Origin of the sequence: Serratia sp. FS14, assembly GCF_000695995.1 — a bacterium.
GTDB lineage: Bacteria > Pseudomonadota > Gammaproteobacteria > Enterobacterales > Enterobacteriaceae > Serratia > Serratia nematodiphila.
In genome coordinates, this window is record NZ_CP005927.1 from 4,623,505 (window position 1) to 4,647,292 (window position 23,788).

Here is a 23,788-nt window from a genome sequence, read left to right on the forward strand (position 1 = left end):
GCATAAAAAAGGCAGATATGCTTAACTGCCTTTTTCTCGCAGCTATAATAAATAAAATACCTAACGGAGGCGTTATGGATGATATCGATCGCCAAATCCTGACCATTCTGGCGGACGATGCGCGCGCATCGTTGAAGACGCTGAGCGCGCAGGTGGGCCTGTCGTCGCCAAGCACGTCGGAAAGACTGCGGCGGCTGGAGGAAAGCGGCGTGATCCAGGGCTATACCCTGAACGTCAATCTGCAGGCGGTGGGCTACGCCTTCGAGTCGCTGGTGCGCATCAAGCCGCTGCCGGGCATGCTGAAGAAGGTCGAGCAGCTGATTCAGGCGATCCCGGAAGTGGTCGAATGCGATAAGGTGACCGGCGAAGACTGCTTTATCGTGCGGCTGGTGGCGCACTCGATGGAACAGCTCGACCACACCCTCGATCGGCTGGCCGAGCATGCGCAGAGCAACACCTCGATCGTGAAAACCACGCCGGTCAAGCGCCGCCTGCCGCCGCTGCTCTGATTAACGCCGCCGCTTGCGGGCGAACGGGTTGCCGCGCTTCTTCTCTTTTTTGGCCGCGTCGGCGGCGGATTTCAGCGCCGCCAGATGCGCCTTGTCGGCCTCCGGCACCGCGCGCTGCTCGATCGGGAACACCGGCAGCGACGCCAACAGCCGCGAACCGTAATTTTTGGTCAGCAACCGGCGATCGTAGATCACGATCTCGCCGTAGCATTGGTTGCTGCGGATCAGACGGCCGACCTGCTGGATCAGGTTGAACGAGGCGCTCGGCAGGCTCTGCACTTCGAACGGATAGCGCTTCAGCGATTTCAGCCACTCGCCTTCGGTGATGATCACCGGGCTGTCGATCGGCGGGAACGCGATTTTGTGAATGTGCACCTGGGTCAACAGTTCGCCTTTCAAATCCAGCCCTTCGGCGAACGATTGCAGCCCCACCAGCACGCTGGCGACGCCCTTCTCCACCCGCTTGCGGTGCTCTTCCACCAGCCGGTAGCGCGGCTGGTCACCCTGCACCAGCAGCATCAGCCGCAGATCGGTCACGTAGCTGAGGAAAGTCTGCATCGCCCGGTGGCTGCTGAACAGGATCAGCATGCCTTTGTGCTTGCCGCTCGCCTGCTCGGCGCGGAAAAACCGCGCCATTTCCTCAAGGTGCTCCGCCTCATTGGCGAGCGCCGGTTCATAGCGCATCTGCGGAATGACAATCTTGCCCTGTTCGACGTGATTGAACGGCGATGAGAGCGTTTCGAAGCGATCGCCGGCCTTCTCGCTCAGCCCGCTCATCTCCTGCAAACGCGCGAAGCTGTTCAGTGAACGCAGCGTGGCCGAGGTGACCACCACGTGCGGCACCTTGCGCCACAGCAGCTTTTCCAGCTGATCGCTGACGCGAATGCCGACGCAGTGCAAATACAGATGGGTGACGTTATCGCGCAGTTCGCGCGTGACCCATTTGGAGATCGGCGCATTGGACGACTTGTCGAGCGCCGCCAGCCGCCACAGCTTGCTCATCGCTTCCAGATAGCCCAGCGTGCGGCTCATCTGAATGATCGAGCGGTGCAGACGCATGATGTCGTGCTTGCCGGTCTGCTCAGTAAGATCGTTAAGCACGAACTCCGCCAGCCCGCGCAATGCATCGGTCAGTTTAAACAGCCGCGCGCAACTCTCCACCATCTCCGCCGGCAGCTCGCCCATTTCAAAACGGTGCTCGGCGGCCACGCTGTCGCCGGGCAGGTAGGCGCTGACCTGATGCTCGAAGATCTGCACCAGTTCGCGCAGCTCCTCGCAATGGTTTTTCAGCCGTTCGCTGTTGGCCAGCCCCGGCGGATTCTTCGGCCGGTACTGCGTCATGCACTGTTCGACCTGGCGCACGATCATGTCCAACTGCAGGTTGGTCGACAGCGCGGTGATTTCCCCGTCGATCTCCAGCGCGTCGCGCGCCACCTCCGGCAAATGGTGGCCTTCGTCCAGCACCAGCAGCAACTCTTTCGGGTTCGGCAGCACCGATTCCGTCTCCAGCGCCGCCATCACCAGCGCGTGGTTGGCCACCACCACGTCGGCGCTCTCGATCTCTTTGCGGGCGATATAGAACGGGCATTCGCGAATGTAGTGACAGTTGCGCCCCAGGCAGTTGGCCTTGTCGGTGCTCAGCTTGGCCCACAGCGGATCGTCGATGCTCTGCTGATAGTGATCGCGCAGCCCATCCCACTCAAAGCGGGCCAGCGCCTTGGTCAGTTTCTGGCACAGCGCCTGCTCTTCGCCGCTGGACGGCGCCAGCTCGTCGTCGAGGAACAGCGTCAGATCGCCCTGTTGACTGACGTCGGTGCTCATCGCCGCCAGGTTGCGCGGGCAGACGTAACGCCCGCGGCCAAAGGCGCCGGTAAATTTCAGATCGGGGATAATCTTCTTCAGCAGCGGCAAATCCTTGCTGTAAATCTGATCCTGCAGCGCCACGTTGGCGGTGCTCACCACCAGCGGCTTGCTCTCCGCCCGCCCGACGGCGATGCCCGGGATCAGGTAAGACAGCGTTTTGCCGACGCCGGTCGGCGCCTCGATCGCCAGATGGCGCGGGTAGTCGCCGGCCAGCGTCTTGGCCACCTCGGCGATCATCTGGCGCTGGGGCGCGCGGGAAATAAAATCCGGTATTTGCTGCTGCAGGGCTTTGTACCACTGGCCAATCTGATCTTTAACTGCGGAGGAGAGCGCCATTCAACTCTTATCTAAACGAAATGATGGCGCTATTGTCCCACAGACCGCCGACGACGTCAGCCCGAGTTACGTCTGCGGATCGATCATTGAGGCGCGCCCGCCGCCGAATGACCACTCGTCCCGCTGGGTGGTGGCGATCACCACCATCACATCCTCGGGGTTCAGCCGCAGGTTTTCCGCCAGCAGCGCCGCCAGCCGCCCGTAGAAGCGCCGCTTGGTGTCGCTGTCGCGCGGCCGCCCGGCGGTGATGTAAAACAGCACGAAATCCGCGCTGCGCGGCCCGCCGAGATAGTCGCGATCGTAGATAAGCTCACCGGGGCGGTATTGATCGATCGCCTGAAACCTGTCCGCCGGCGGCACCTCGAAGGCCTCCACCAGTGCCTGATGCAGGCTGTCGGACAAGGTTTGCAGATAGTCGGCGGACTTGCCCTGATGCAGGGCGATGCGGCTAAACGGCATGGGGCGCCTCCGGTTCCAGCTCGCGCAGGCGCGCCACGGCCGACGCCGCCGCGGGCCAGCCGGCGTAAAACGCCAGGTGGGTGATGAGCTCCGCCAATTGCGGGCGATCGACGCCGTTGCGCTGCGCCAGCTGCAGATGAAACGGCAGTTGCTCCAGGCGGTTGAGCGCCACCAGCGCGGCGACGGTGATCAGGCTGCGCTCGCGCGGGCTCAGCTCTGGCCGCTGCCAGACATCGTCAAACAAGGCGCTGTCGCTGAGCTGCGCCAGCTTGGGGGCGATATCGCCGAACGCCTGTTGCCCGGCCTGGGATTTTGATGGCATCACACTCTCCTGTCAGTTGCGGATAGCCTTACGCTACCCGCCGCCGAGGCGAGTGAAAATCGGGATTTTCGGCACTCTCAGTTCAGAAAAACGGGATGGTTCCCCGCCAGACGGCGGGGCGATTTCACGGTTCCAGCGAGGCAACGCCGTCGAAATGGGCGCTCAGCAGCGCATTCAGCTCCGGCCGCCGCTCCACCCGTTCGGCAATGGCGTAAAGCCGCGGGCAGTGTTGCCGGAACCACGCGCGGCCCGGCCGCCAGTTGCACATTACCGCCACGTACAGATCCAACGCGCTGAAGCTCTTGCCGAGAAACCACGGGCCAGACGCCCCTGCGGCGGCGTTCAACTGCCGCAATAAACGCTCACGATAATCCATTACTGCGTTTTTCAGCTGTTCCGCCCCTGCCGCCTGCGGCTGCCAGCGCTGCGGATGGTCGGCATAGGTGAAGGTGGGGTAAATCTCCGCGTTGATGAACAGCAGCCAGCGCAGAAAACGCGGCAACAGCGGCGAACCGCCGGGCGGCGCCAGCTCGGCATGCGGCGCGCGATCGTGCAGCAGCAGGATAATCGCCGCACTCTCCGTCATCACTTCGTCATTGGGCAGCACTAAGGTGGGCACCTGACCCAGCGGGTTCAGCGCCAACAGGCGATCGCGTTCCGGGCCGTCCTGCGTGTAATCCACCTCCTCATAGCCCCAGGGGAAAGCGGTCAACGCCAACGCGGCGGCCACGATGGTCGAACCGCAGCCCTGCGTACCGAACAAAGTATAAGTATCGTGCATGATTCCTCCCGCAGCGGAACAAGGTATCGGTAACTGTAGACCAGCCGCAGACCATCGGCTGAAGAAAAAATTCACCCTTTGCGCGACTTTTTTAATCGTTCGACATGAAAATGAATTTTTTGTCATAAATAGATCACATTACTACGGTAAAAATTCTCCGCCGCCAACAATCAGGCGGCACAGTAAAACAGCAATGCAACTGATGATAAGCGTCTTTCAATCGAATAAAGCAGGGTAACCCATGAAACGTAATCTTCTGGCCGTTATTATTCCGGCACTTTTACTTGCGCAAGCGGCACAGGCAGCAGAAATCTACAATAAAGACGGCAACAAACTCGATTTTTACGGCCGTGTGAAAGCCCTGCATTATTTCTCTGATGATGCCGGCAATGATGGTGATAAAACCTACGTCCGTATCGGCTTTAAAGGCGCGACTCAGATTAACGATATGCTGACCGGCTATGGCCAGTGGGAATATCAGATCGCCGCCAACCATTCTGAATCCGACGGCACCAAAGACACCAAAACGCGTCTGGGCTTCGCCGGTCTGAAATATAAGGACCTCGGCTCCTTCGACTACGGTCGCAACTACGGTATCATTTACGACGTAGGCGCCTGGACGGATATGATCCCTGAATTCGGCGACGATGCTTATATCAAGACCGACAACTTTATGAACGGCCGTACCAATGGCGTCGCCACCTACCGTAATAACAACTTCTTCGGTCTGGTTGACGGCCTGAAATTTGCCGTGCAGTACCAGGGCAAGAACGAAAACGACGGCCGCTCCGCCAGCAAGGCAAACGGCGACGGCTGGGGTCTCTCCTCCAGCTATGAAATCATCGACGGCCTGAGCGTGGGCGCCGCCTATGCATCTTCCAACCGCACCGCCACGCAAAAGGCAGGCACCTTCGGTAAAGGCGACAAGGCCGATATCTGGGCCGGCGGTCTGAAATACGACAACAACAATGTCTACCTGGCCGCGACTTATTCGCAGAGCCGCAATATCGCGCCTATTTCCGGCACCGCCACCATCAATAATAACTCGACCTCCGTCAGCGGCTTCGCCAATAAAGCGGAAGGGATTGAACTGGTCGCGCAATATCAATTCGACTTCGGCCTGCGCCCATCGCTGGGTTACGTTCAGCAGAAAGGCAAAGATATTGAAGGCATCGGCGACGTCGATCTGGTGAAATATTTCGACGTGGCGGCGACCTATTACTTCAACAAAAACATGTCCACTTATGTCGAATATAAAATCAACCAGCTTGATGACGACAACAAGCTGGGTCTGAAAAACGACGACGTCGTTGTTGTCGCCCTGACCTACCAGTTCTGATGTGATGAATGAATAACCACCACTGCAAACTTTAGCGTCACTTGATACCCAGAGTTTTATTTCGCCGGGCGGCTGCGTCCGGCTTTTTGTTTTATTTTCCCCGCCGGCAAATCCCTCCGCTTGCCTTGCAAAACAAACGGGTCTACATGTATAGCTTTCCCCCGAGCGGAATCAGCCATGCATAACGACGGACGCTTCGACTACCACAACGCCTTGCGCTACAGCAGCGACGAACTGGCCAACATCCTCAACCACTGTTTTGAAAACTACATCGTGCGTTTCGTGCTCGACGGTTCAACCTTCGCCGCCCGCTTCGGCGCCGAAGATCTCAGCCTGAACGACAGCCTGATCGTCACCCACCACCATGAACCGGTGGCGGTGGCGCTGATCGCCCGCCGCGGCCGGCACAGCCGGGTGGCGGCCTTTTCCGTGCGCCCGGAGATGCGCGGCCAGGGGCTGGGCAAGGCGCTGATGCAGCGGCTGGTGGCGGATGCCCGCCAGCGCGGCGATCGGCGGCTGTCGTTGGAGGTGATCGAAGGCAACGACGCCGCGCTGGCGCTGTACCACCGCGCCGGGCTGCGCATCGTGCGCACCCTGACCGGCCATCAGGCGCCGGCAGAAGTGCCGCCAGGCACGGCGGCGCTGCAGGCGGTCGATCCGCTGACCGTCAGCCATCGCCTGACGGCGGAAGGCGCCACCGATCTGCCCTGGTTGATCGCTCCCGAATCGCTGTTCAAGCTGCCAGGCACACCGCAAGCCTATACGCTCAATCGTCAGGCCTACGCCGTGGTGATGCCCGGCGCCGAGCACTGCTGGCTGCGCCTGATCTACGTGCCGCCGCAGCACCGCGGCCAGGGGCATGCCCGCGCCTTGCTGGCCGCCCTGCAAGCGCAGTTCTCCCCTTTGCCGCTGACCGCCAACGTTTTTGTGCCCGAGGTGGCCGCCCCCTTCTTTACGCATCTTGGCTGGCGGCAGGATCCCCTGCGCCAGTTCGAGATGGATATGCTGCTGGACAGCCCACAAAAATAAAACCGAGAGAGATAACGATGGCAGGAAAACAGGCAAGGAAACTCACCCTCGGCGCGGCGGTTGGCGTCGCGCTGCTGACGTTGGCCAGTTGCGCGCAGCCGCCGCACACCGACGCCCAGGCCCAGCAGCGGCTGGCGGATCAGTCGGTGCTGGCGGTGAACTGGTTCCAACAGTCCGGCGAATACCAGGCGCTGGCCCACCAAGCGTTCAACAGCGCGCAACGCGCCTTCGATCGGGCCAAGGCCGCGCCGGGCCGCAAAAAGGCGGTGGTGGTCGATCTGGATGAAACCATGCTGGACAACAGCGCCTACTCCGCCTGGCAGGCGCAGCAGGGCCAGCCGTATGACGGCGCCACCTGGGCCCAATGGACGCAGGCCGAACAGGCCGGCGCGGTGCCGGGGGCAGTGTCGTTCGCCCGTTACGTTAACGCCCACCAGGGGACGATGTTCTACGTCTCGAACCGCAAACAGAGCGAATATGCCGCCACGGTGGCCAACATGCAGAAGCTCGGTTTCACCGGCATGTCGGAAAAAACCGTCTTGCTCAGTACCGACACGTCCAATAAGCAGGCGCGCTTCGACGCCATCAAACAAGCCGGCTATGACATCGTGGTGTACGCGGGCGACAACCTGAACGACTTCGGCGCCGCGACCTACCACCAGGATAATGCGCAGCGCCGGGCGTTTGTCAGCGAGAACCAGAACAAATTCGGCACCGAATTCATCGTGCTGCCCAACCCGCTGTACGGCGATTGGGAGAGCGGCCTGGCTCGCGACTACAACAAGCTGACGCCGCAACAGAAGCTGCAGGTGCGCCAACAGGCGCTCAAGGCCTGGCGCGGGCGCTAAGCCTCACAGCAGTTTGTACATATAGCAGGTGGCCTCCAACGCCCCGCCGTCGCTGGCGCGGGCGTATTGCGGGATGTCGCCCGCCACCTCGAACCCCAATTGGCGGTACAGCCCCTGCGCCGCGCTGCCGCTCAGGGTGTCCAGCACCAACAGGCTGCGGCGATGACGCGCCGCCAGCGCCTGCACTTCCTGCATCAACAGCCGGGCAACGCCCTGCCGCCGCGCCTGCGGGTGCACCATCAGCTTGACCACTTCCGCGCGGTGGCGGCCGTTGTCCGGCATCGCCAGCAGCAGTTGCACGGTGCCGACCGGTCGGCCGTTCGCGAGCGCCACCAGCATCGCACGCTCTCCCCGCGCCAGAGCCGGCAGCACCCCCTGCCAAAATGCCTGCGCCTGTTCCTGCGTAAAGGGCATGACAAAACCGATGCTGGCGCCGTGCGCCACGCTGGCGTGCAGCATCTCGGCCAAGTCGGCAATGGCGCTTTGCGCCGCAGCGGCATCCCACTGTTGCAATTCAATCATGGCTATGGCCTACAGATAACGAGCGTGTAATGAGCCGGCTCATCGCCGGGGACATGGAAACGGGAGGCACCGAACAGGCGGTAGCGTAGGCAGTCGCCGGCCGACAGCCGGAAAACGCGCCCTTCCAGGGTCAATTCCAACTGCCCGGACAGCAACCAGAGGTGATGTTCCAGCGCCGGAATCGACGGCAGGTCGTAATCGATCTGCGCGCCGGCATCAAGCCGGGCTTCGATAAACTCGGCCTTATACAGCGCGGCGGGGGGAGAAACGGAGCGACGGTGAAAACCGCTGGCGCGATCGACCCACACCGGTTGCTGCTGCGGCCGCAGCAGCTCCGGCGGCTCGTCTTCGATTTCGCTCAACAGGCGCGACATGGTCAACCCGTAGGCGGCGCACAGCCGGTTCAGCAACGACGCCGTCGGGCTGGTCTCGGCGCGCTCCACCCGCGAGAGCGTCGCCCGGCTAAGACCGGTGCGCTGCGCCAATTCCTCCAGCGACCACGCCCGCTGCTGGCGCAAATCCGCCAGCCGCTGCGCCAACCTCAGGTCGGCAGTCTCCAAACCGTTATCCACCGCTCACACTCCGCTTAAAAATCCCATATAAGAGAAATAATCTCAAATAAGAGATATAGCAAGCGGATTTTAAAAAATATCGCGCAGGAAGAACGCCAGGATCACCGCAAACATCGCCGAATGAGGAGAAGCGTTCTAGCACTCGCGCGAGGGCGGAGTTTGTACAAAATTGCCCGTCTCTGCGCCCGGCGGCGCGATCGCGGCGCAGCGCCAGGCGCTGAATGCCGCCAGCAGCGGCGCCAGCGCGAACGCCAGGAACAGCCAACGCGCCGCCGATGCCGCGCCCGCCGCGCCGCCCGGATCGTTCAGCCCCGCCAGATTGGCGGTCATCCCGGCCAGCGCCGCGCCGAATGCGGTGGCGAACAGCTGCACCGTGGTAATTGAAGCGCCGGCGATATCTTTGTCCGCTTCAGGCGCCACCTGCAAAATGCGCGTCAGCAGATGCGGCCAACCGAAGCCGATGCCGAACCCCACCAGCGACAACGCGATGACGATCGGCGTCAGCGCCTGCCAGTCACCGCCGGAGGGCGTCGGCATCAGGCTCGCCAGCGCCAGCAGCCCCACCAGCACGAACAGCGGCCCGCTGACGATCGCCCGACGAATGCCCGCCCCGCGCCAGCCGGAGCTAAGGATTTCGGACAACGTCCAACCGGCGGCCATGGTGGCGGCGATATAGCCGGAGATCAGCGGCGACTGGCCGTGCAACAGCTGCAGGAAATAGGGCACGAAGATTTCGCTGGTCATGCCGATCACCAGCAACGAGACCGTAATATAGAGCGCCGCCAGCGATGAGCCGCGCCGCAGCGAGCCATGCGGCAACAGGCGCGCGCGTGCGTGCGCCTCGCGCTTCATCAGCCAGGCCATCAGCACCAGCGAAAGCGCGATGCCCGCCAAATTGATCCAGACGCTGTGCGCCAGGCTGCCGGCGGACACCACCAGCACCGCCACGGTCAGCAACAGCAGTTGCGCAGTCGGCAACGGCGCGGCCGCCTGCTGCGCCTTGCCCTTGGGCAGGATCAGGAAGGTAAACGCACCGTACAGCGCCATGATCGGCAGCAGAATGCCGAAGGCCCAACGCCAGGCGTGCAGCTCGGCAAAAATGCCGCCCACCGCCGGCCCCACCAGGGTGGCGATGCCCCACATCGCCGAGATAAGCGCCATGGCGCGCGGCCACAATCGCTGCTCGAACACCAGGTTGATCATCGCGTAGGAGAGCGCAAAGATCAGCCCGCCGCCGAAGCCCTGCACCGTGCGACCGATCAGCATCACCGGCATGCTCGGCGCCAGCGCGCACAGCGCCGCCCCGACGATAAAGAACAGCGAAGCCACCAGATAGGCGCTGCGTGCGCCATAGCCGCTGAGCAATCGGGCCGACAGCGCGGAGCCGAGGATCGACGCCACCACGAACAGCGTGGTGTTCCAGGCATAGAGATCCAGCCCGCCGATATCCTGCACCACCGAGGGCAGAATGGTGGTAGCGACCAGAATATTGATGGCATGCAGCGCCACGCCGAGCGAAAGCGCAATCGCACTGGCCGCATTTTTGCCGGAGAAAAGGTCGCTCCAGCGGCTATCGTCATGGGTTATCACGGTTGTCGTCCTGTTTTCAGAGGAATGGCATTGAGTTGGTCATAAGATTGCGTTAAATTTAACAAGAGTTATCTTGGAATAAGTTAGGGCGAGGCGGAGAAATATGTCAAGAATAAACTTGGAAAATAGCGGCAGCACCGCACAATCGGTCAGTGACCGCTTGCTGACGTTATTGAAAACCCGCGGCCCGCAGCTAGCTTCTGACGCAGGAAAAGTGCTCGGCACCACCGGTGAGGCGGCCCGCCAGCAGTTCGTCAAGCTGGCGAAAGAGGGGTTGGTCGAAGCGGTGGCGGAAACGCGCGGCGTTGGCCGCCCGGTGCAGCTGTGGCATTTGACCTCTGCCGGGAACGCGCGCTTTCCCGATACCCATGCGGATCTGACGGTGCAGCTGCTGCGCACCGTGCGCGACAAGTTGGGCGAACAAGCGATCGACGTGCTGATCGAGACCCGCGAGCAGGAAAACCGCATCAACTACAAGCAGGCGATGATCGGCGCCACCGAGCTGCGCGAACGCGTGGCGCGCCTGACCGAGATCCGCTGCCGCGAAGGGTATATGGCCGAATGGCGCCAGGAGGAGGACGGTTCCTATCTGCTGGTGGAAAACCACTGCCCGATCTGCGCCGCCGCCACCGTCTGCCAGGGCTTCTGCCGGGCGGAATTAAGCATCTTCACCGAAGTGCTGCAGGCGCAGGTGGAGCGCGCCGAACACATTCTGGCCGGCTCGCGCCGCTGCGCCTACCGGATTTCCCGCCTGTAACACCGGTTTTTGCCCACGTTTTCAACCGGTACAGATTATTCTGCTTGTGCACCCCGCACCTTCCCTTCTAAGGTTGAACTAACGAACATTCAGGCAAACAGCGGGCCTCGCGCCCGCTCTGGCAAATCCGTCGGCGCTTAGCGCAGCGGCAGAGTAACCCCACGGGAGTTGAACGATGAAGAAGCCGCATGCCGGATTCTGGCTGGCGACGCTGGGACTGGGCGTTTGCTGGCTGCTGGCGCTGCTGACTCGCGATCGGCTCAACGGCATACTGCTGGCCGGCGCGGCGCTGGCGCTGATCTTTACCCCTGCAGCCCGCCGCAAAGGCGCGGCCCTGGCCGCCCTGGGCGGTATCGGCATGGATGGGCTGTGGAGCTACAGCGGCGTGCTGCACTACAGCGGGCAACACGGCCTGCCGCTCTGGACCATCGCGCTGTGGATCGGCTTCGGCTGCTGGTGGTATTGGTTGCTGGACGTGGTCAGAGCGGCCCCCTGGCCGCTGGCGGTGTTGGGCGCCGCCGTCGGCCCCTTCGCCTACGCCGTGTCCTGGAAGCTGGACGCCTTGTTGCCCGGCGTGCCGCCCGAGTTCATGCTGCTGCTGCTGGCCGTCGGCTGGTCGATTTACCTGCCGGCCGTCAGCTGGTTGCAGTGGAAACAGCAAGGCCATTGAACGGCTTTCAGCCGCCGGAAAAATAATGCCGAAGGCCATTGCTTATCGGTTGCCCGATCGGGTTTACTGAGCGTTCTAATAATAATCATTCCCGCAAAATACAATCCTATGCTTAGCCAACAAAGCCGTAGCGTCCTGCCGTTGATCGGGGCGTTGTTCACGTTATATATCGTTTGGGGTTCCACCTATTTCGTCATTCGCCTCGGCGTCGAGCAGTGGCCGCCGCTGATGATGGCCGGCATTCGCTTTCTGACAGCCGGTATCGTGCTGTTCAGTTTCCTGGCCTGGCGCGGCCACGCCCTGCCGACGCTGAAGCAGTGGCTGGCCGCCGGCGCCATCGGCATTCTGCTGCTGGCGGTGGGCAACGGCCTGGTGACGGTGGCGGAACACCAACATGTGCCCTCCGGCATTGCCGCGGTGATGGTGGCGACGGTGCCGCTGTTCACCCTCTGCTTCAGCCTGCTGTGGGGCATGCGCAACACCAAACTGGAATGGGCCGGCATCGCGCTCGGGTTGGTGGGCATCGTGCTGCTCAACACCGGCAACAACCTGGTGGGCAACCCGACCGGCGCGCTGCTGATTTTGCTGGCTTCGGCCAGCTGGGCCTTTGGGTCGGTGTTGGGATCGCGCATCTCGCTGCCGGCCGGGCCGATGGCCGGCGCGGCGGAGATGCTGGTCGCCGGCGTGGTGTTATTGGCAGCCAGCCAGCTGAGCGGCGAGCGCCTCACTCAGATGCCGAGCACCGGCGGCTTTCTGGCGCTGGGCTATCTGATCGTCTTCGGTTCGATGCTGGCGATCAGCGCCTATATGTTCTTGTTGAAGAACGTGCGCCCGGCGGTCGCCACCAGCTATGCCTACGTAAACCCGGTGGTGGCGGTGCTGCTCGGCATCGGTTTTGCCGGCGAATCGCTGGCGCCGCGCGAGTGGCTGGCGCTGGTGATCATCGTGGCGGCGGTGGTGCTGGTGACGCTGGGAAAATACTTGTTCGCCCGCCCGGCCAACGTACAGGCCATCGACTGCGAACGGCGGTGATCACAAAGGGCGGTCTGCGGGCCGCCGTTAAAAACGATTCTTGTTTCACCCGGCGAAGGGGCTATAATTCCCGCTGTTCCAAGCAACCTGCGAAATTATTCCTATGCTGAAAAAAGCGTTCGTCATCGTCATCGCCCTATGCGCCTTCGGTTCTCTGGGCGGCGTATTCCTCGCCGGGCTGAACATCTACACCCGTTCCACCACCCCGCACGAAGAAAGCGCGCCTGCCGGGGATAACACCGCCACGCCGGCGCAAACCGAAACCCTTCAGGCCAAGTGATCGTCCATCCAGCGCTGGCAGCGCTGCTGTAAAAAGCGCTGCAGTTGCCTGACGCGCTCCGACACCTGCGAACGATGCGGGCAGACCAGATTGATCGGCACCGCGTCGCTGCGCCATTCCGGCAACAGTTGCACCAACCGCCCGGCGCGAATATCCGCCGCCACGTCGATCGCCGACTTGCGCACCACGCCGTGCCCGGCCAGCGCCCAGCGCCGCGCGACCTCACCGTCATCGGTAAAATAGCTGCCGTTCAGCGGCAGCTCGACCAGCTCCTCACCGCGCCACAGCCGCCATTCCACCTGCCGTTTGCCGCTGGGCTGATACACCAGAATGCTGTGCCGAACCAGATCGGCCGGCGTTTGCGGCGCGCCATGCCGCCGCAGATAATCCGGGCTGGCGCAGATCAGCCGCCGATGCTGCGGCAGGATCGGCAGCGCCACCAGCGAAGAGTCGGCCAGCGGCCCGAAGCGCAACGCCACATCCACCGGTTCGCGGAACAGATCCGCCTGTCGATCGTTGATCAGAAGCTGCAGCTGAATGTGGGGATGCTGCAGGCGGAACTCATCCAGCCAGCCGAGCAGCAGATTGCGGCCGAAATCCGACGGCGCGGAAATCTGCAACACCCCGGACAGCCCCTGATGCTTCTCGCGGATTGCCTGCTCTCCTTCGGCCAACGCGCCCAGCGCCAGGCGCGCGCTGTCGAGATAGCGCGCGCCCTCCTCCGTTAACCTCAGGCTGCGGGTGGAGCGCACCAGCAGCCGCGCGCCCAACTGCTGCTCCAGCCTTTTCACCGCAATGCTGGCCGCCGCCGGCGTGATATCCAGCGCGCGCGCCGCGGCGGAAAAACTGCCGCCGTCCACCGTGCGGACAAACACCTCGAGATCGACAAATGAGGTCATCTGCTCCCCCTCTTTTTAGCCCAATCAATTATTAATATTAATTTACAAGTGTTTGCTATTAGGCGGGCTTTTTTCCTCATTTTCAATCAGGAAAGATAGATCCCGTTGAAACTTACCTAAAAAGAGGCCTTGACATGACGATTCCCGACTCCCCCCTGAAACGACAAAAGCTGGTGATCCTGGGCGGCACCAGCGGCATTGGCGCCGCGGTGGCCTACGCGGCGGCGGCGCGCGGCGCTGAAGTGGTGCTGGCTTCGCGTCGTCTCCCTCACGCCGGGGAGAAGAACGACGCGCTGCGCCTGATGCAGGCCGATCTGACCGATGAAGCGTCGCTGCATGCGCTGTTCGCCGCCGTCGGCGCTTTCGACCATTTGGTGATCACCGCCGGGCCGTTGGTGGACGCGAAGCCGCTGGCGGAGACCGCCCTTGAACAGGCGCAGGCCGACTTCAACGTCAAATTCTGGGGAAGTTTGCGCGCGGTGCAGGCGGCGCTGCCGACGCTGGCGCCGCAGGGCTCGATCACCCTGACCTCCGGCCAGCTGTCGCGCAAATACCTCAACGGTCAGTTGGTCAAAACCGCCATCAACGCCGCGCTGGAGGCGGTCGGCAAACAGCTGGCGAAGGAACTGGCGCCGCGGCGGGTGAACGTGGTCAGCCCCGGCATCACCGCCACCGAAGCCTACGACGGCATGGGCGCCGCACAGCGTCAGGCGCTGTTCGAACGGGTTGGCGTCAGCCTGCCGGTCGGCAGGGTCGGGCAGGCGGCTGACGTCGCGGCGGGGTATCTGCTGGCGATGGAGAATGGCTTCGTCACCGGCAGCGTGATCGACATCGACGGCGGCGGCCTGCTGTAACGGCGGCTAGAGCGCCGTCACGCCCTGCGCGGCGGCCTGCTGTTCCAGCACGGTGATAATCTGGTAGGCCGAACGCGGCACCAGGCTGAAATCGCCGATCAGCAGGCGGTCGCTGACCGCCTCATCCAGCATCGCTCGGGCGCCGGCGCGCAGGATGTCCACCTGTTCCGGCGGCGTGCCGGCTGCGGTGATCAACGGCAGGCCCGGCACCGCCGCCGTGCGGCCGATGATTTTTAGCCCCTCCAGCGCCTGCGGTTGCGCGCGGCGCAGCAGTTCCATGCTGATCGAATCGATGGCGGCGATATCCGCCTGCCCGCTGCGGATCAGCTGCAGCGACTGATAATGCGCGCCGGAGGTGATAGCCGCACCGAAGAATTTCCCGTCCTGCGCCAGCGGCGCGATCAGCGCGCGCAGGCCGTTGTAGCCGGACTGGGAATCGGTGCTGTTATACGCCGCCGTTCGGCCGCGAAAATCCGCCAGCCGCTCGCCGGGGTCGTCCGCGCGCACCACCAGCCAGCTGCGGTAATTCGGCCCGTCGCACCCTTCCACCCGATAATGATAGGTGCCGATCAACTGTATCTGCGGCAGACTGCTGACCAACGGATAACCGCAGGTTTGGCTGAGCAAGAGATCCTCGCGTCGCCAGTGCTGCGCCAGATCGTCCGGCCAGCTGAGCCGTTCCGGCGCCGCCGGCAACCCCAGCCGCAGCAGCTTGTCGCGCAACACCTGCCAGAAGGATTCGGCCTGCTCCCGGCCAACGCCGTACATCGGTAGAGACACCTGCATCATTTCCCCCTTACCCCGCCGAAGTGGGCGCCAGCGTCTGCTGACGCCAGGCGGTGAGATAACGCACCCAACGTTCGAACAGCATATCGGTGATAATAGCCAACAACGCCACAACCGCCGCGCCCTGGATCACATAGGCGGTGTTAAACCCGCTCAGGCCGATAATGATCGGCGAGCCGAGCGTCTTGGTGCCGACGGTGGAAGCGATGGCCGCCGTGCCGATGTTGATGATCACCGAGGTGCGGATCCCGGCGACGATCACCGGCGCCGCCAGCGGCAGTTCAACCCGCCACAGAATTTGCCAGGCGCTCATCCCCACGCCGCGAGCGATCTCGCGCGTGGCGGGCGGCACCGATTCGATGCCCGCCAGCGTGCCCTGCAAGATCGGCAGCAGGCCGTACAATACCAGCGCAATGATCGCCGGCTGTTCGCTGAAGCCCATCACCGGCACCGCTACCGCCAGCACCGCCACCGGTGGGAAGGTCTGCCCCACCGCCACCACCGTTTCCACCAGCGAACGAAACTCCCGGCCGCTGCGTCGGGTCACGGCCACGCCTGCCGCCACGCCGAGAGCCACCGCGATCAGGCTGGAGATCGCCACCAGCGACAGGTGCGCCCCCACCAGCGCGATAAAGCTGTCCTGCTGATAAATGGGCCGCTCCAGATCGGGGAACCAGGCGGCGAACAGGCCGCGCAGATGATCCATGCCGAACACCAGCGCCAACAGCAGCGCCAGCGTCCAGGGCAAAGGATCGCGCAGCAGGCGCCCGATGCGCCCGCTCATGACAGCGCCTGCCCGGCGATCAGATCGTTGAAGTGCAACACCCCCAACGCTTCGCCCCGTTCATCCACCACCGGCAGACAGTCGCTGCCGCGCGCCACAAACACCGACAGCGCCTCGCGCAGGCTCATGGCGGCGGCGATCGGCTCGCCCCCGGCGACACCGGGCCGCACCCGCTCCGCCACCGTCCCCAGCGACAGCAGCTTGATGCCGCGATCGCTGCGCCCGAAGAAATCACGCACGAAATCGTTGGCCGGGGCGGTCAACAGCGTCAGCGGCGTGCCCTGCTGCACCACCCGCCCCTGATCGAGCAGCACCAGACGATCCGCCAGGCCCAGCGCTTCGTCGATGTCGTGCGTCACCAGCACGATAGTGCGGCCGGAGAGCTGATGGATGCGCGCGATCTCCGCCTGCAGCGCCGCGCGGGTGACCGGATCCAGCGCGCCGAACGGTTCGTCCATCAGCAACACCTCGGGATCGGCAGCCAGTGCGCGCGCCACCCCCACCCGCTGCTGCTGCCCGCCGGACAGCTGGTGCGGATAGCGGCGGCGAAACAGATCCGGCTCCAGATGCAGCAGCTCCAACAGTTCGGTCACCCGATCGCGAATGCGCGCGCGCGGCCATTTCAGCAGCTGCGGCACGGTGGCGATGTTCTCCTCCACCGTCCAGTGCGGAAACAGGCCGATCGATTGGATCGCATAGCCCATGCGCCGCCGCAGATCCTGCGGTTTGAACGACTGGATCTCTTCGCCGGCAAAGAGAATCTTGCCCCGATCGTGTTCGATCAGGCGATTGATCATTTTTAACGTCGTGGACTTACCGGAACCCGAGGTGCCGATCAACACGGTGAATTCGCCCTCGGCGATGTGCAGCGTGAGATCGTCCACCGCCGGCTTGCCCTGAAAAATTTTGCTGACTTGCTCAAAGTGAATCATCGGCGCGATACGTCCAGGATTGAAACCCAAAATTTAAACAGCGAATCGACGATGACCGCCATCATGACCACCGGGATCACCCCCAGCAGAACCAGATCCAGCGCGCTGCTGAGCAGACCCTGAAATACGATGGCGCCAAAACCTCCGGCGCCGATCAGCGCCGCCACCACCGCCATGCCGACGGTCTGCACCGCCAGAATGCGCACGCCGGTCAGGAACAGCGGCAGCGCCAACGGCAGCTGCACGCGCAGGAAGATCTGCCCGCGCGTCAACCCCATGCCGGTGGCGGACTCAATCACGCCGGCCGGCACGCTTTGCAGCCCCGCCACCACGCTGCGCACCAGCGGCAACAGCGCGTACAGCACCAGCGCCACGATCGCCGGCGCCATGCCGATACCGCTGACGCCGTGTTCCGCCAGCCAGGGCACCGCCACCGCCAACCCCGCCAGCGGCGCGATCAGCAGGCCGAACAGCGCGATCGACGGCACGGTCTGGATAATGTTCAACACGGAGAAGATCGGCCGCTGCCAGCGCTCGGAACGAAAGCACAGCACCCCGAGCGGCACACCGATCGCCAGCGCCGGCGCCATCGTCGCCAGCAGAATGGTCAGGTGCTGCAACAGCGCGGCGTCAAACACCTCCTGCCGATTGTGGTACTCCTTCAGCAGCGACAGCTGATCGAGCTGATGGCCGAACAGCAGCAGCGCCGGCGGCACCAGCACCAGCGCGTTGCCGAGCATCCGCCGCAGGTGCGACGCGGTGAGACGCGCCATGGCGTCGGCGGCGATCAGCAGGCTCAGCGCCATCGTCAACCAGCAGCCGCTGCCCCAGGAAGTGCGTGCCAGGCGCGATCCCTCCTGCGCCAGACGCCCGGCGGCCTGGCCGCTGATCCAGAACGCCAGCGTCAGCACCCCGCAGGCGGCCAGCGCCGCCAGCAGCGCCCGCCCCCGCGTCGGCGGCAACAGGCTGAGGATCGCCAATGCCGCCAGCGGCAACAGCAGCCACAGCGCCGGGCCGTGCAGCAGGGAGAACAAGGAGAGGCTTTTGCCTGACAACAGGCGATTGGGGGCATAACTGAGGAACGGCAGGCCGAACGCGGCCAGCAGCAACAGCATGAACAGCGTCAACAAGACGCGATGTTTTACGGCGATAGTCAAAGAAACGCTCCGGCTCCCTCGGTTTACCCCCTCTCCCGACGGCAAAGGGGGCACCTCGGCATTATCCCTTAACAAACCCTTTCTCTTTCAGGTAAGCGGCCGCCACCTGTTTGGCGTCCTGGCCTTCCACAGCGATCTGCGCGTTGAGTTTTTGCAGCGTCGGCCCGTCCAGCGAGGCGAACACCGGCTTCAGCAGCTCAGGCAGATTGGCGTGCGCCTTCAGCGCCGCTTCACGCACGATCGGCGCCGGCGCGTAGATCGGCTGTACGCCTTTCGGATCCGCCAGCGTCTGCAGCCCCAGCGCCGCCACCGGGCCATCGGTGCCGTAGGCCATCGCCGCGTTGACGCCGGAGGTCTGCTCCGCCGCCGCCTTGATGGTCACCGCCGTATCGCCGCCGGCCAGGGACAGCAGCTGATCCTGATTCAGCTTGAAGCCGTAGGCATTCTGGAACGCCGGCAGCGCATCCGGCCGCTCGATAAATTCCGCCGAGGCCGCCAGCTTGAACTTGCCGCCGCCGTTGATCCACTTGCCGAGATCCGCCAGCGTTTTGAGATGGTTGGCGTCCGCCACGTCCTGACGAATGGCGATGGTCCAGGTGTTGTTGGCCGGCGCCGCATCGAGCCAGACGATTTTGTTTTTGTCGTAGTCGAGCTGCTTCACCTTCTCGAAGCCGGCCTGGGCGTTCTTCCACGCCGGATCTTTCTCATCGGAGAAGAAAAACGCGCCGTTGCCGGTGTATTCCGGGTAGATGTCGATCTCGCCGGAAGTGATGGCGCCACGCAGCACCTTGGTGGTGCCGAGCTGCAGCTTGTTGGTGGTCTTGATGCCGTTGGCTTCCAGCACCTGCACGATGATGTTGCCGAGCAGCGAACCTTCGGTATCGATCTTGGAGCCGACGCGCACCGAGTCGGCCGCCTGCGCCAGACCGCCGACGGCCAGCAGAGCCAGCGCGACGGCAAAGGAACGTCCGCGTGATAAGGTGATTGCCATACTTTTCCTCTGGTTATATGTTTTCCGGCTCATGGGCCAGTTCGGTTGGAAAATCCTGAGAAACGCGCTTCCAGCGCGCAATAAGTTTTTTCTTCGGCAAGACATCGCGTTCCTCCCGCCGTTCGCCGGCGCTCAGCGGATGCACGCCGACGTCGATCGGCGTCAGCGCGTAATCGCGCAGCCACTCGCCATAACCCTGCGCGACGAATCCCTGGCTGCGGCGCTGATACGCCTCGCGTTCCGCCAGATAGACTTCGCGCAGGCCATACCAGGGCAAGCCGGGCAAATCGTGATGCACTAAATGGTAGTTCAGATTGAGAAACAGCAGCCGCCACGGCCAGCCCGCCTCATTAATAATAGAACGTGCCTGCGGTGCGTCCACGGCGCGATGCTCAAAAAACGATCTTACCTTGGTCAGCGCCAGCGCCGGGTAGCTGATGGCCAACAGGTAAAACGCCGCGCCGATGCCCTGCATCTGCAGCCAGTGCAGCAACGCCGCCAACAGCGACAGATGCGCCAGCCACATCGCCCAGGCGCACAGATCGCCCGCTGCAAGCGTCTTCACTGCGCCGAACAGCGTGGTGACGATATCCAGCGCCGGGCCGAGGAGCACCCGGCCGATCAGCGTATTGCGCACCGCGGCCAACAGCGGCAGCAGGCGGGGATAACGCCGCCACTGCGCGGCGCTGAAGTAGTAACTTTCGGGATCTTCATGCGGATCGGTCAGGTGGTCGTTGCGGTGGTGGCGCAGATGCGAATCCCGATACAGCCCATAGGGATACCACACCGCCAGCGGCAACAGGCCGAACAGCTGATTGACGCGCGGCCAGCGCGTCGGATGGCCGTGGATCAGCTCGTGTTGCAGCGACATATACCCGGTGGTCAGCAGGATCAGCAGCGGCGCGCCAAGCCACGGGCCCAGCGCCTGCCAATAATGCGCCACGCCGAACCAGCCGCCGTACACTGCCGCCATGATCCCCCAGGTGGGCAACTCCAGCCGCCAGTGCCAGCGCCGATGAAGCCGCCGGATGCGGTCGCGTTGTTCAGGGTGCAAATAGTGGGCGTGGGACATGCTGCGGCTCGCGGTTGGGGATTTTCCCCCAGTATCGGTGAGCCGCAGTGACGTTCAAAATAACGAAAATGGCAAAGCTAAGTGAAAATTCAGCGGGTTGCGTACTCGGTCTGCGGTTCGCACGCCACCGGGAAATTCACCGAGTTGGCGATAAAGCACAGGTGATGCGCCTGCTCGTGCAGCTGTTGCGCCAGCTGCAGATCGTCGCCGTCGCGCACCGTGACCTGCGGCCGCAGCGTCACCGAGGTGAAAAAGCCACCGCGCGCCGCATCTTCGCGCATCACCCCGACGGCGTTGTCCTGATAGGCCAGTACGGAAATGCCCGAGGTAGCGCATAAATGCAGATACCATAATTTGTGACAGGCGCTGAGCGAAGCCACCAGCAAATCCTCCGGGTTCCAACGCGTCGCGTCGCCGCGAAAGGCCGGATCGGCTGAACCGGCGATGTCTGCCTTGCCCACCGCGCCGATCAGGTGATCGCGCCCATAGGTGCGGTAATCCTCGGTGCCTGCCCCCAAATTCCCCTGCCAGGTGACCGCCACCTGATAATGATGCTCACCTTTCATACCTTTTTCTCCCGTTGGCCGGCCAATGAAAAATCGCCTTGCTGCATGCCCGGAGAACACTATTGGCGGAAAAGCGCGAAGATGTAAACGGCGAAACGAGAAAAAACGGGCCGCGCAAGCGGCCCGTCGCTCACATGCTTTCAGGGAACGAAATCGAGCACCACGGCGTTGAACAGCGCGTATTCGGTAGCGCTGGCCATCGGCGGAAACTGCGCGCGCTGCACCGCAGCGCTCGCCGCTGCGCACAGGGGCGCATCGCCTCTTACGATCTTGCTGCTCGCCAGCTTGCCGTCCGGCTGCAAACGGATAGCGAGGGTGCAACGCTGACCGTGCGCATGTTCCGGCAAGCGCAGCTCGCGGCTCACCGCGTTATGCACCCTCTCCGGGTAACTGAGCTGCGTTGCGGCCAATGCCGGGGCCTGCGGCAATGGTATGCCGGCCTCACGCCCGGCGCCGCAGCCGCTCAGCAGCAACAACGCCAACAGGCTTAGTGTCTTTTTCATTCCCGATGTCCTTATTGGGGGATTTATCCTTATCGAGCGACCCTCACTGCGCCGCCGGGTAGGCCTCGCCGTCGTCCGCGTAGCGCTGCAGCCGTTCGCGCCACCATTTGGCCGCCAGGCCGCTGGCGCTTTCCCGCCAACCGAAATAGGCGATGTCACTGCAGCGTTCCGATTCAACGCGTTTCGCCACCAGTTCGCCGCTGTTCAGGTAAGGTTCCGCCAAAGAACGCGGCAGATAGCCGCAGCCCAGCCCAGCCAGCTGCGCCTGCAGCTTGGCGTCGAAACCGAAGACCGTCAGCGTATCCTGCTCTTCCAGCAGATTCAGGCTCTGCGGCGCGTTGACGCGCGAAGTATCGCGCACCACCACCGCCCGGTGCTGACGGATTTCGTCCTTCGGCAAGGGTTCCGGCAATGCCGCCAGCGGATGCTGCGGCGCGACGGCGAACACGTAGTCCAGCTGCCCCAGGCGGCTGAACGCATAACCCACACGCGACGGCGGCTCGCAGATGGCGCCGATGATAATGTCGGCGCAGCCGTAAACCAGCGACTCCCAGGAGCCGGCCAGCACCTCGTGGCTGAAGCGCAGCCGGGTATGGTGATGCTGTTGGTAGAACTCTTCTATCAGCGGCAACAGGCGGGCAAACGGGAAGGAGGCGTCAATCCCGAGCGTGATCTCGCTTTCCCAGCCGTTTTCGACATAGCGCGCCTGCTGTTCCAGATCCTGCGCCGCGCGCAGCAGCACCCGCCCCTTTTCCAGCATCAGCTTGCCGGTATCGGTGAACTTCGCCCGATGGCCGGAGCGATCGAGCAGGGTGATGTCGAGATCGTTCTCGAGCTTTTGCACCATATAGCTCAGTGCCGAAGGGGTTTTAAACAGTGCGGCGGCCGCGGCGGCGAAAGATCCGTGCCGGTCCAGCGCATCCAAAATCAGCAGCGCTTCCAGGTTTAATCTCATGTTTTCTCCCGTGTATAAAAAAACTCAACAAGTCGGCAAAAATTCTGCGGTATCTTTGAAATCGCCCTCTGCCTACCATGGGTTTTATCGGCGTTACACTCATCAGATGTTCAACCGAAATATCACTGGGAAGGTAAATTATGTCCAAGTTTCAACTGCTTGATAAAGACAATTCCGCACTGATTTTTATCGATCATCAACCACAAATGGCCTTCGGCGTGGCTAATATTGATCGTCAGCAACTGAAAAACAACGTTGTTGGTTTGGCGAAGGCAGGCAAGATTTTCAACGTTCCCACCCTTTTCACCTCGGTCGAAACCGAAAGCTTCAGCGGCTATATCTGGCCGGAACTGCTGGCGGTACACCCTGAAATCACCCCGATTGAACGCACCTCGATGAACTCCTGGGAAGACGCGGCCTTCGTTAAAGCCGTGGAAGCCACCGGCCGTAAAAAGCTGGTGATCTCCGCGCTGTGGACCGAGGTGTGCCTGACCTTCCCGGCGCTGATGGCGCTGGAAGCCGGCTATGAAGTGTATGTGGTGACCGACACCTCCGGCGGCACCTCCGTCGATGCGCACGAACGTTCGATCGACCGCATGGTGCAGGCCGGCGCCGTACCGGTGACCTGGCAGCAGGTGCTGCTGGAGTACCAACGCGACTGGGCGCGCAAAGATACCTACGACGCGGTGATGGCGCTGGTGCGCGAACACAGCGGCGCGTACGGCATGGGCGTCGACTACGCTTACACCATGGTGCACCACGCACCGGCCCGCACGGTGAAATAATTCCCCTTGCCCCGGCCTCGCGCCGGGGTATTTTCAGGAGTCGGTTTTATGGCCCATCCGCAGCATGTCACGCTGGTGATCACCCACCGTTTGGCGCCGGGGAACGAACAGGCCTATGAGGCCTGGCTGAACCGCATCATGCCCGACGCCGCGGGCTTCACCGGCCATTTAGGCGTCAACGTGATTCGCCCTTCCGGCGACGAACAGGCCTATACGGTGCTGGTCCGCTTCGACAATCTCGACAATCTCTACCGCTGGCTCAACTCGCCGCAGCGCAAGCAATACATCGAAGAAGTCACTCCGCTGTTGCTGGAGAACGACCATATCGAGATCCGCCCCGGCGCAGAGTTCTGGTTTACCCCGCCCAACCCCAGCGTGCGCCAGCCGCCCCAGTGGAAGCAGTTCATCATCACCCTGCTGGTGATCTTTCCATCCACCAATCTGGTGCCCTGGTTTTGGGGACGGGTGCTGCCGCAGCTGGACGGCTCGCTGCTCGGCCATTTTCTCAATGACGCCACCGTGGTCGCCCTGGTGGTGTACCTGTGGATGCCTATCGTGACTCGCGTTTTTCATCAATGGCTGACCCGCCGTTAGG

28 protein-coding genes are annotated in these 23,788 nt (G+C 62.8%); 11 read left to right on the forward strand and 17 right to left on the reverse strand.

The annotated features are described in order from the left end of the window. The first annotated feature begins 74 nt into the window (after positions 1-74). Positions 75-509 (forward strand): Lrp/AsnC family transcriptional regulator, encoded by a 435-nt coding sequence (locus tag L085_RS21120; RefSeq protein WP_004939311.1) that lies wholly within the window; start codon positions 75-77, stop codon positions 507-509. Here the strand turns inward: L085_RS21120 and dinG are convergent, their stop codons facing one another. From dinG to L085_RS21140, 4 genes are all read right to left on the reverse strand, one after another. Continuing rightward, a complete protein-coding gene (dinG, locus tag L085_RS21125; protein WP_033642371.1) occupies positions 510-2,708 on the reverse strand; it encodes an ATP-dependent DNA helicase DinG in 2,199 nt (732 codons plus the stop codon). Between the two features lie 66 nt (positions 2,709-2,774). Further along, a complete protein-coding gene (locus L085_RS21130; RefSeq protein ID WP_021503923.1) occupies positions 2,775-3,167 on the reverse strand; it encodes a tautomerase family protein in 393 nt (130 codons plus the stop codon). Then, on the reverse strand, positions 3,157-3,489 hold the full coding sequence (locus L085_RS21135; RefSeq protein WP_044031656.1) for a carboxymuconolactone decarboxylase family protein: 333 nt from the start codon (positions 3,487-3,489) through the stop codon (positions 3,157-3,159). The genes L085_RS21130 and L085_RS21135 overlap by 11 nt, the downstream gene beginning before the upstream one ends. 124 nt (positions 3,490-3,613) lie before the next feature. Beyond that, a complete protein-coding gene (locus L085_RS21140; RefSeq protein WP_015377134.1) occupies positions 3,614-4,270 on the reverse strand; it encodes a glutathione S-transferase family protein in 657 nt (218 codons plus the stop codon). Between the two features lie 241 nt (positions 4,271-4,511). On the opposite strand from L085_RS21140, the gene ompC reads away from it, so the two are divergent. The 3 genes from ompC (at position 4,512) to L085_RS21155 (ending at position 7,486) form a co-directional block, all read left to right on the forward strand. Next, positions 4,512-5,609 (forward strand): porin OmpC, encoded by a 1,098-nt coding sequence (gene ompC, locus L085_RS21145; RefSeq protein WP_004939326.1) that lies wholly within the window; start codon positions 4,512-4,514, stop codon positions 5,607-5,609. A 177-nt stretch (positions 5,610-5,786) separates the two neighbouring features. Beyond that, entirely contained in the window at positions 5,787-6,638 is an 852-nt protein-coding gene (locus tag L085_RS21150; protein WP_044031657.1) for a GNAT family N-acetyltransferase, read from the forward strand. Between the two features lie 17 nt (positions 6,639-6,655). Next, positions 6,656-7,486 carry a 5'-nucleotidase, lipoprotein e(P4) family gene (locus L085_RS21155; protein WP_015377132.1) on the forward strand — a complete coding sequence of 277 codons (831 nt, stop codon included), beginning with the start codon at positions 6,656-6,658 and terminating at the stop codon, positions 7,484-7,486. Positions 7,487-7,489: 3 nt separating this feature from the next. Here L085_RS21155 and L085_RS21160 read toward each other — a convergent pair whose 3' ends face one another. The 3 genes from L085_RS21160 to L085_RS21170 form a co-directional block, all read right to left on the reverse strand. Further along, the gene (locus tag L085_RS21160) at positions 7,490-8,008 is read right to left on the reverse strand and encodes a GNAT family N-acetyltransferase (protein WP_044031658.1); all 519 of its coding nucleotides are present in this window, start codon (positions 8,006-8,008) and stop codon (positions 7,490-7,492) included. Positions 8,009-8,010: 2 nt separating this feature from the next. Next, entirely contained in the window at positions 8,011-8,580 is a 570-nt protein-coding gene (locus L085_RS21165) for an XRE family transcriptional regulator (RefSeq protein WP_015377131.1), read from the reverse strand. Positions 8,581-8,715: 135 nt separating this feature from the next. After that, positions 8,716-10,170, reverse strand: a complete 1,455-nt coding sequence (locus L085_RS21170) for an MFS transporter (RefSeq protein ID WP_044031659.1) — start codon at positions 10,168-10,170, stop codon at positions 8,716-8,718. Positions 10,171-10,273: 103 nt separating this feature from the next. Here L085_RS21170 and L085_RS21175 point away from each other — a divergent pair, with 103 nt between their 5' ends. The 4 genes from L085_RS21175 to L085_RS25640 all read left to right on the forward strand — a co-directional run bounded on the left by L085_RS21175 (position 10,274) and on the right by L085_RS25640 (position 12,909). Continuing rightward, entirely contained in the window at positions 10,274-10,927 is a 654-nt protein-coding gene (locus L085_RS21175) for a metalloregulator ArsR/SmtB family transcription factor (RefSeq protein WP_015377129.1), read from the forward strand. 175 nt (positions 10,928-11,102) lie between these two features. Continuing rightward, positions 11,103-11,597 carry a DUF2878 domain-containing protein gene (locus tag L085_RS21180; RefSeq protein ID WP_015377128.1) on the forward strand — a complete coding sequence of 165 codons (495 nt, stop codon included), beginning with the start codon at positions 11,103-11,105 and terminating at the stop codon, positions 11,595-11,597. 108 nt (positions 11,598-11,705) lie between these two features. Continuing rightward, complete coding sequence (yedA, locus tag L085_RS21185; protein ID WP_044031660.1) at positions 11,706-12,629, forward strand: drug/metabolite exporter YedA; 924 nt, start codon at positions 11,706-11,708, stop codon at positions 12,627-12,629. Positions 12,630-12,732: 103 nt separating this feature from the next. Beyond that, positions 12,733-12,909 carry a hypothetical protein gene (locus tag L085_RS25640; RefSeq protein WP_193378774.1) on the forward strand — a complete coding sequence of 59 codons (177 nt, stop codon included), beginning with the start codon at positions 12,733-12,735 and terminating at the stop codon, positions 12,907-12,909. On the opposite strand, the gene L085_RS21190 is transcribed toward L085_RS25640, so the two are convergent. Then, entirely contained in the window at positions 12,897-13,808 is a 912-nt protein-coding gene (locus L085_RS21190; RefSeq protein ID WP_044031661.1) for a LysR family transcriptional regulator, read from the reverse strand. The genes L085_RS25640 and L085_RS21190 overlap by 13 nt on opposite strands. Before the next feature lie 134 nt (positions 13,809-13,942). On the opposite strand from L085_RS21190, the gene L085_RS21195 reads away from it, so the two are divergent. Continuing rightward, entirely contained in the window at positions 13,943-14,662 is a 720-nt protein-coding gene (locus L085_RS21195; RefSeq protein ID WP_044031662.1) for an SDR family oxidoreductase, read from the forward strand. Positions 14,663-14,668: 6 nt separating this feature from the next. On the opposite strand, the gene L085_RS21200 is transcribed toward L085_RS21195, so the two are convergent. The 9 genes from L085_RS21200 to L085_RS21240 form a co-directional block, all read right to left on the reverse strand. Further along, complete coding sequence (locus L085_RS21200) at positions 14,669-15,430, reverse strand: PhnD/SsuA/transferrin family substrate-binding protein (protein WP_081835540.1); 762 nt, start codon at positions 15,428-15,430, stop codon at positions 14,669-14,671. 28 nt (positions 15,431-15,458) lie between these two features. After that, positions 15,459-16,232, reverse strand: a complete 774-nt coding sequence (locus L085_RS21205; protein WP_044031664.1) for an ABC transporter permease — start codon at positions 16,230-16,232, stop codon at positions 15,459-15,461. Next, the gene (locus L085_RS21210; RefSeq protein ID WP_016928556.1) at positions 16,229-17,164 is read right to left on the reverse strand and encodes an ABC transporter ATP-binding protein; all 936 of its coding nucleotides are present in this window, start codon (positions 17,162-17,164) and stop codon (positions 16,229-16,231) included. Before L085_RS21210 ends, L085_RS21205 begins: the two co-directional genes overlap by 4 nt. Next, on the reverse strand, positions 17,161-18,321 hold the full coding sequence (locus L085_RS21215) for an ABC transporter permease (protein ID WP_015377121.1): 1,161 nt from the start codon (positions 18,319-18,321) through the stop codon (positions 17,161-17,163). The genes L085_RS21210 and L085_RS21215 overlap by 4 nt, the downstream gene beginning before the upstream one ends. 61 nt (positions 18,322-18,382) lie before the next feature. Continuing rightward, the gene (locus L085_RS21220) at positions 18,383-19,312 is read right to left on the reverse strand and encodes an ABC transporter substrate-binding protein (protein ID WP_004939374.1); all 930 of its coding nucleotides are present in this window, start codon (positions 19,310-19,312) and stop codon (positions 18,383-18,385) included. 13 nt (positions 19,313-19,325) lie between these two features. Next, a complete protein-coding gene (locus L085_RS21225) occupies positions 19,326-20,384 on the reverse strand; it encodes a fatty acid desaturase (RefSeq protein ID WP_044031665.1) in 1,059 nt (352 codons plus the stop codon). A gap of 89 nt (positions 20,385-20,473) precedes the next feature. Beyond that, entirely contained in the window at positions 20,474-20,950 is a 477-nt protein-coding gene (locus L085_RS21230) for an OsmC family protein (RefSeq protein WP_044031666.1), read from the reverse strand. A gap of 140 nt (positions 20,951-21,090) precedes the next feature. Further along, on the reverse strand, positions 21,091-21,453 hold the full coding sequence (locus L085_RS21235) for a cell envelope integrity TolA C-terminal domain-containing protein (protein ID WP_021503935.1): 363 nt from the start codon (positions 21,451-21,453) through the stop codon (positions 21,091-21,093). A 43-nt stretch (positions 21,454-21,496) separates the two neighbouring features. Then, complete coding sequence (locus tag L085_RS21240; RefSeq protein WP_044031667.1) at positions 21,497-22,408, reverse strand: LysR substrate-binding domain-containing protein; 912 nt, start codon at positions 22,406-22,408, stop codon at positions 21,497-21,499. Positions 22,409-22,548: 140 nt separating this feature from the next. Here L085_RS21240 and L085_RS21245 point away from each other — a divergent pair, with 140 nt between their 5' ends. Both L085_RS21245 and L085_RS21250 read left to right on the forward strand, forming a co-directional pair. Beyond that, positions 22,549-23,193: an isochorismatase family protein gene (locus L085_RS21245; protein WP_004939390.1), complete on the forward strand. Its 645-nt coding sequence runs from the start codon at positions 22,549-22,551 to the stop codon at positions 23,191-23,193. Between the two features lie 48 nt (positions 23,194-23,241). Next, a complete protein-coding gene (locus tag L085_RS21250; protein WP_004939393.1) occupies positions 23,242-23,787 on the forward strand; it encodes an antibiotic biosynthesis monooxygenase in 546 nt (181 codons plus the stop codon). Position 23,788 lies beyond the last annotated feature (1 nt).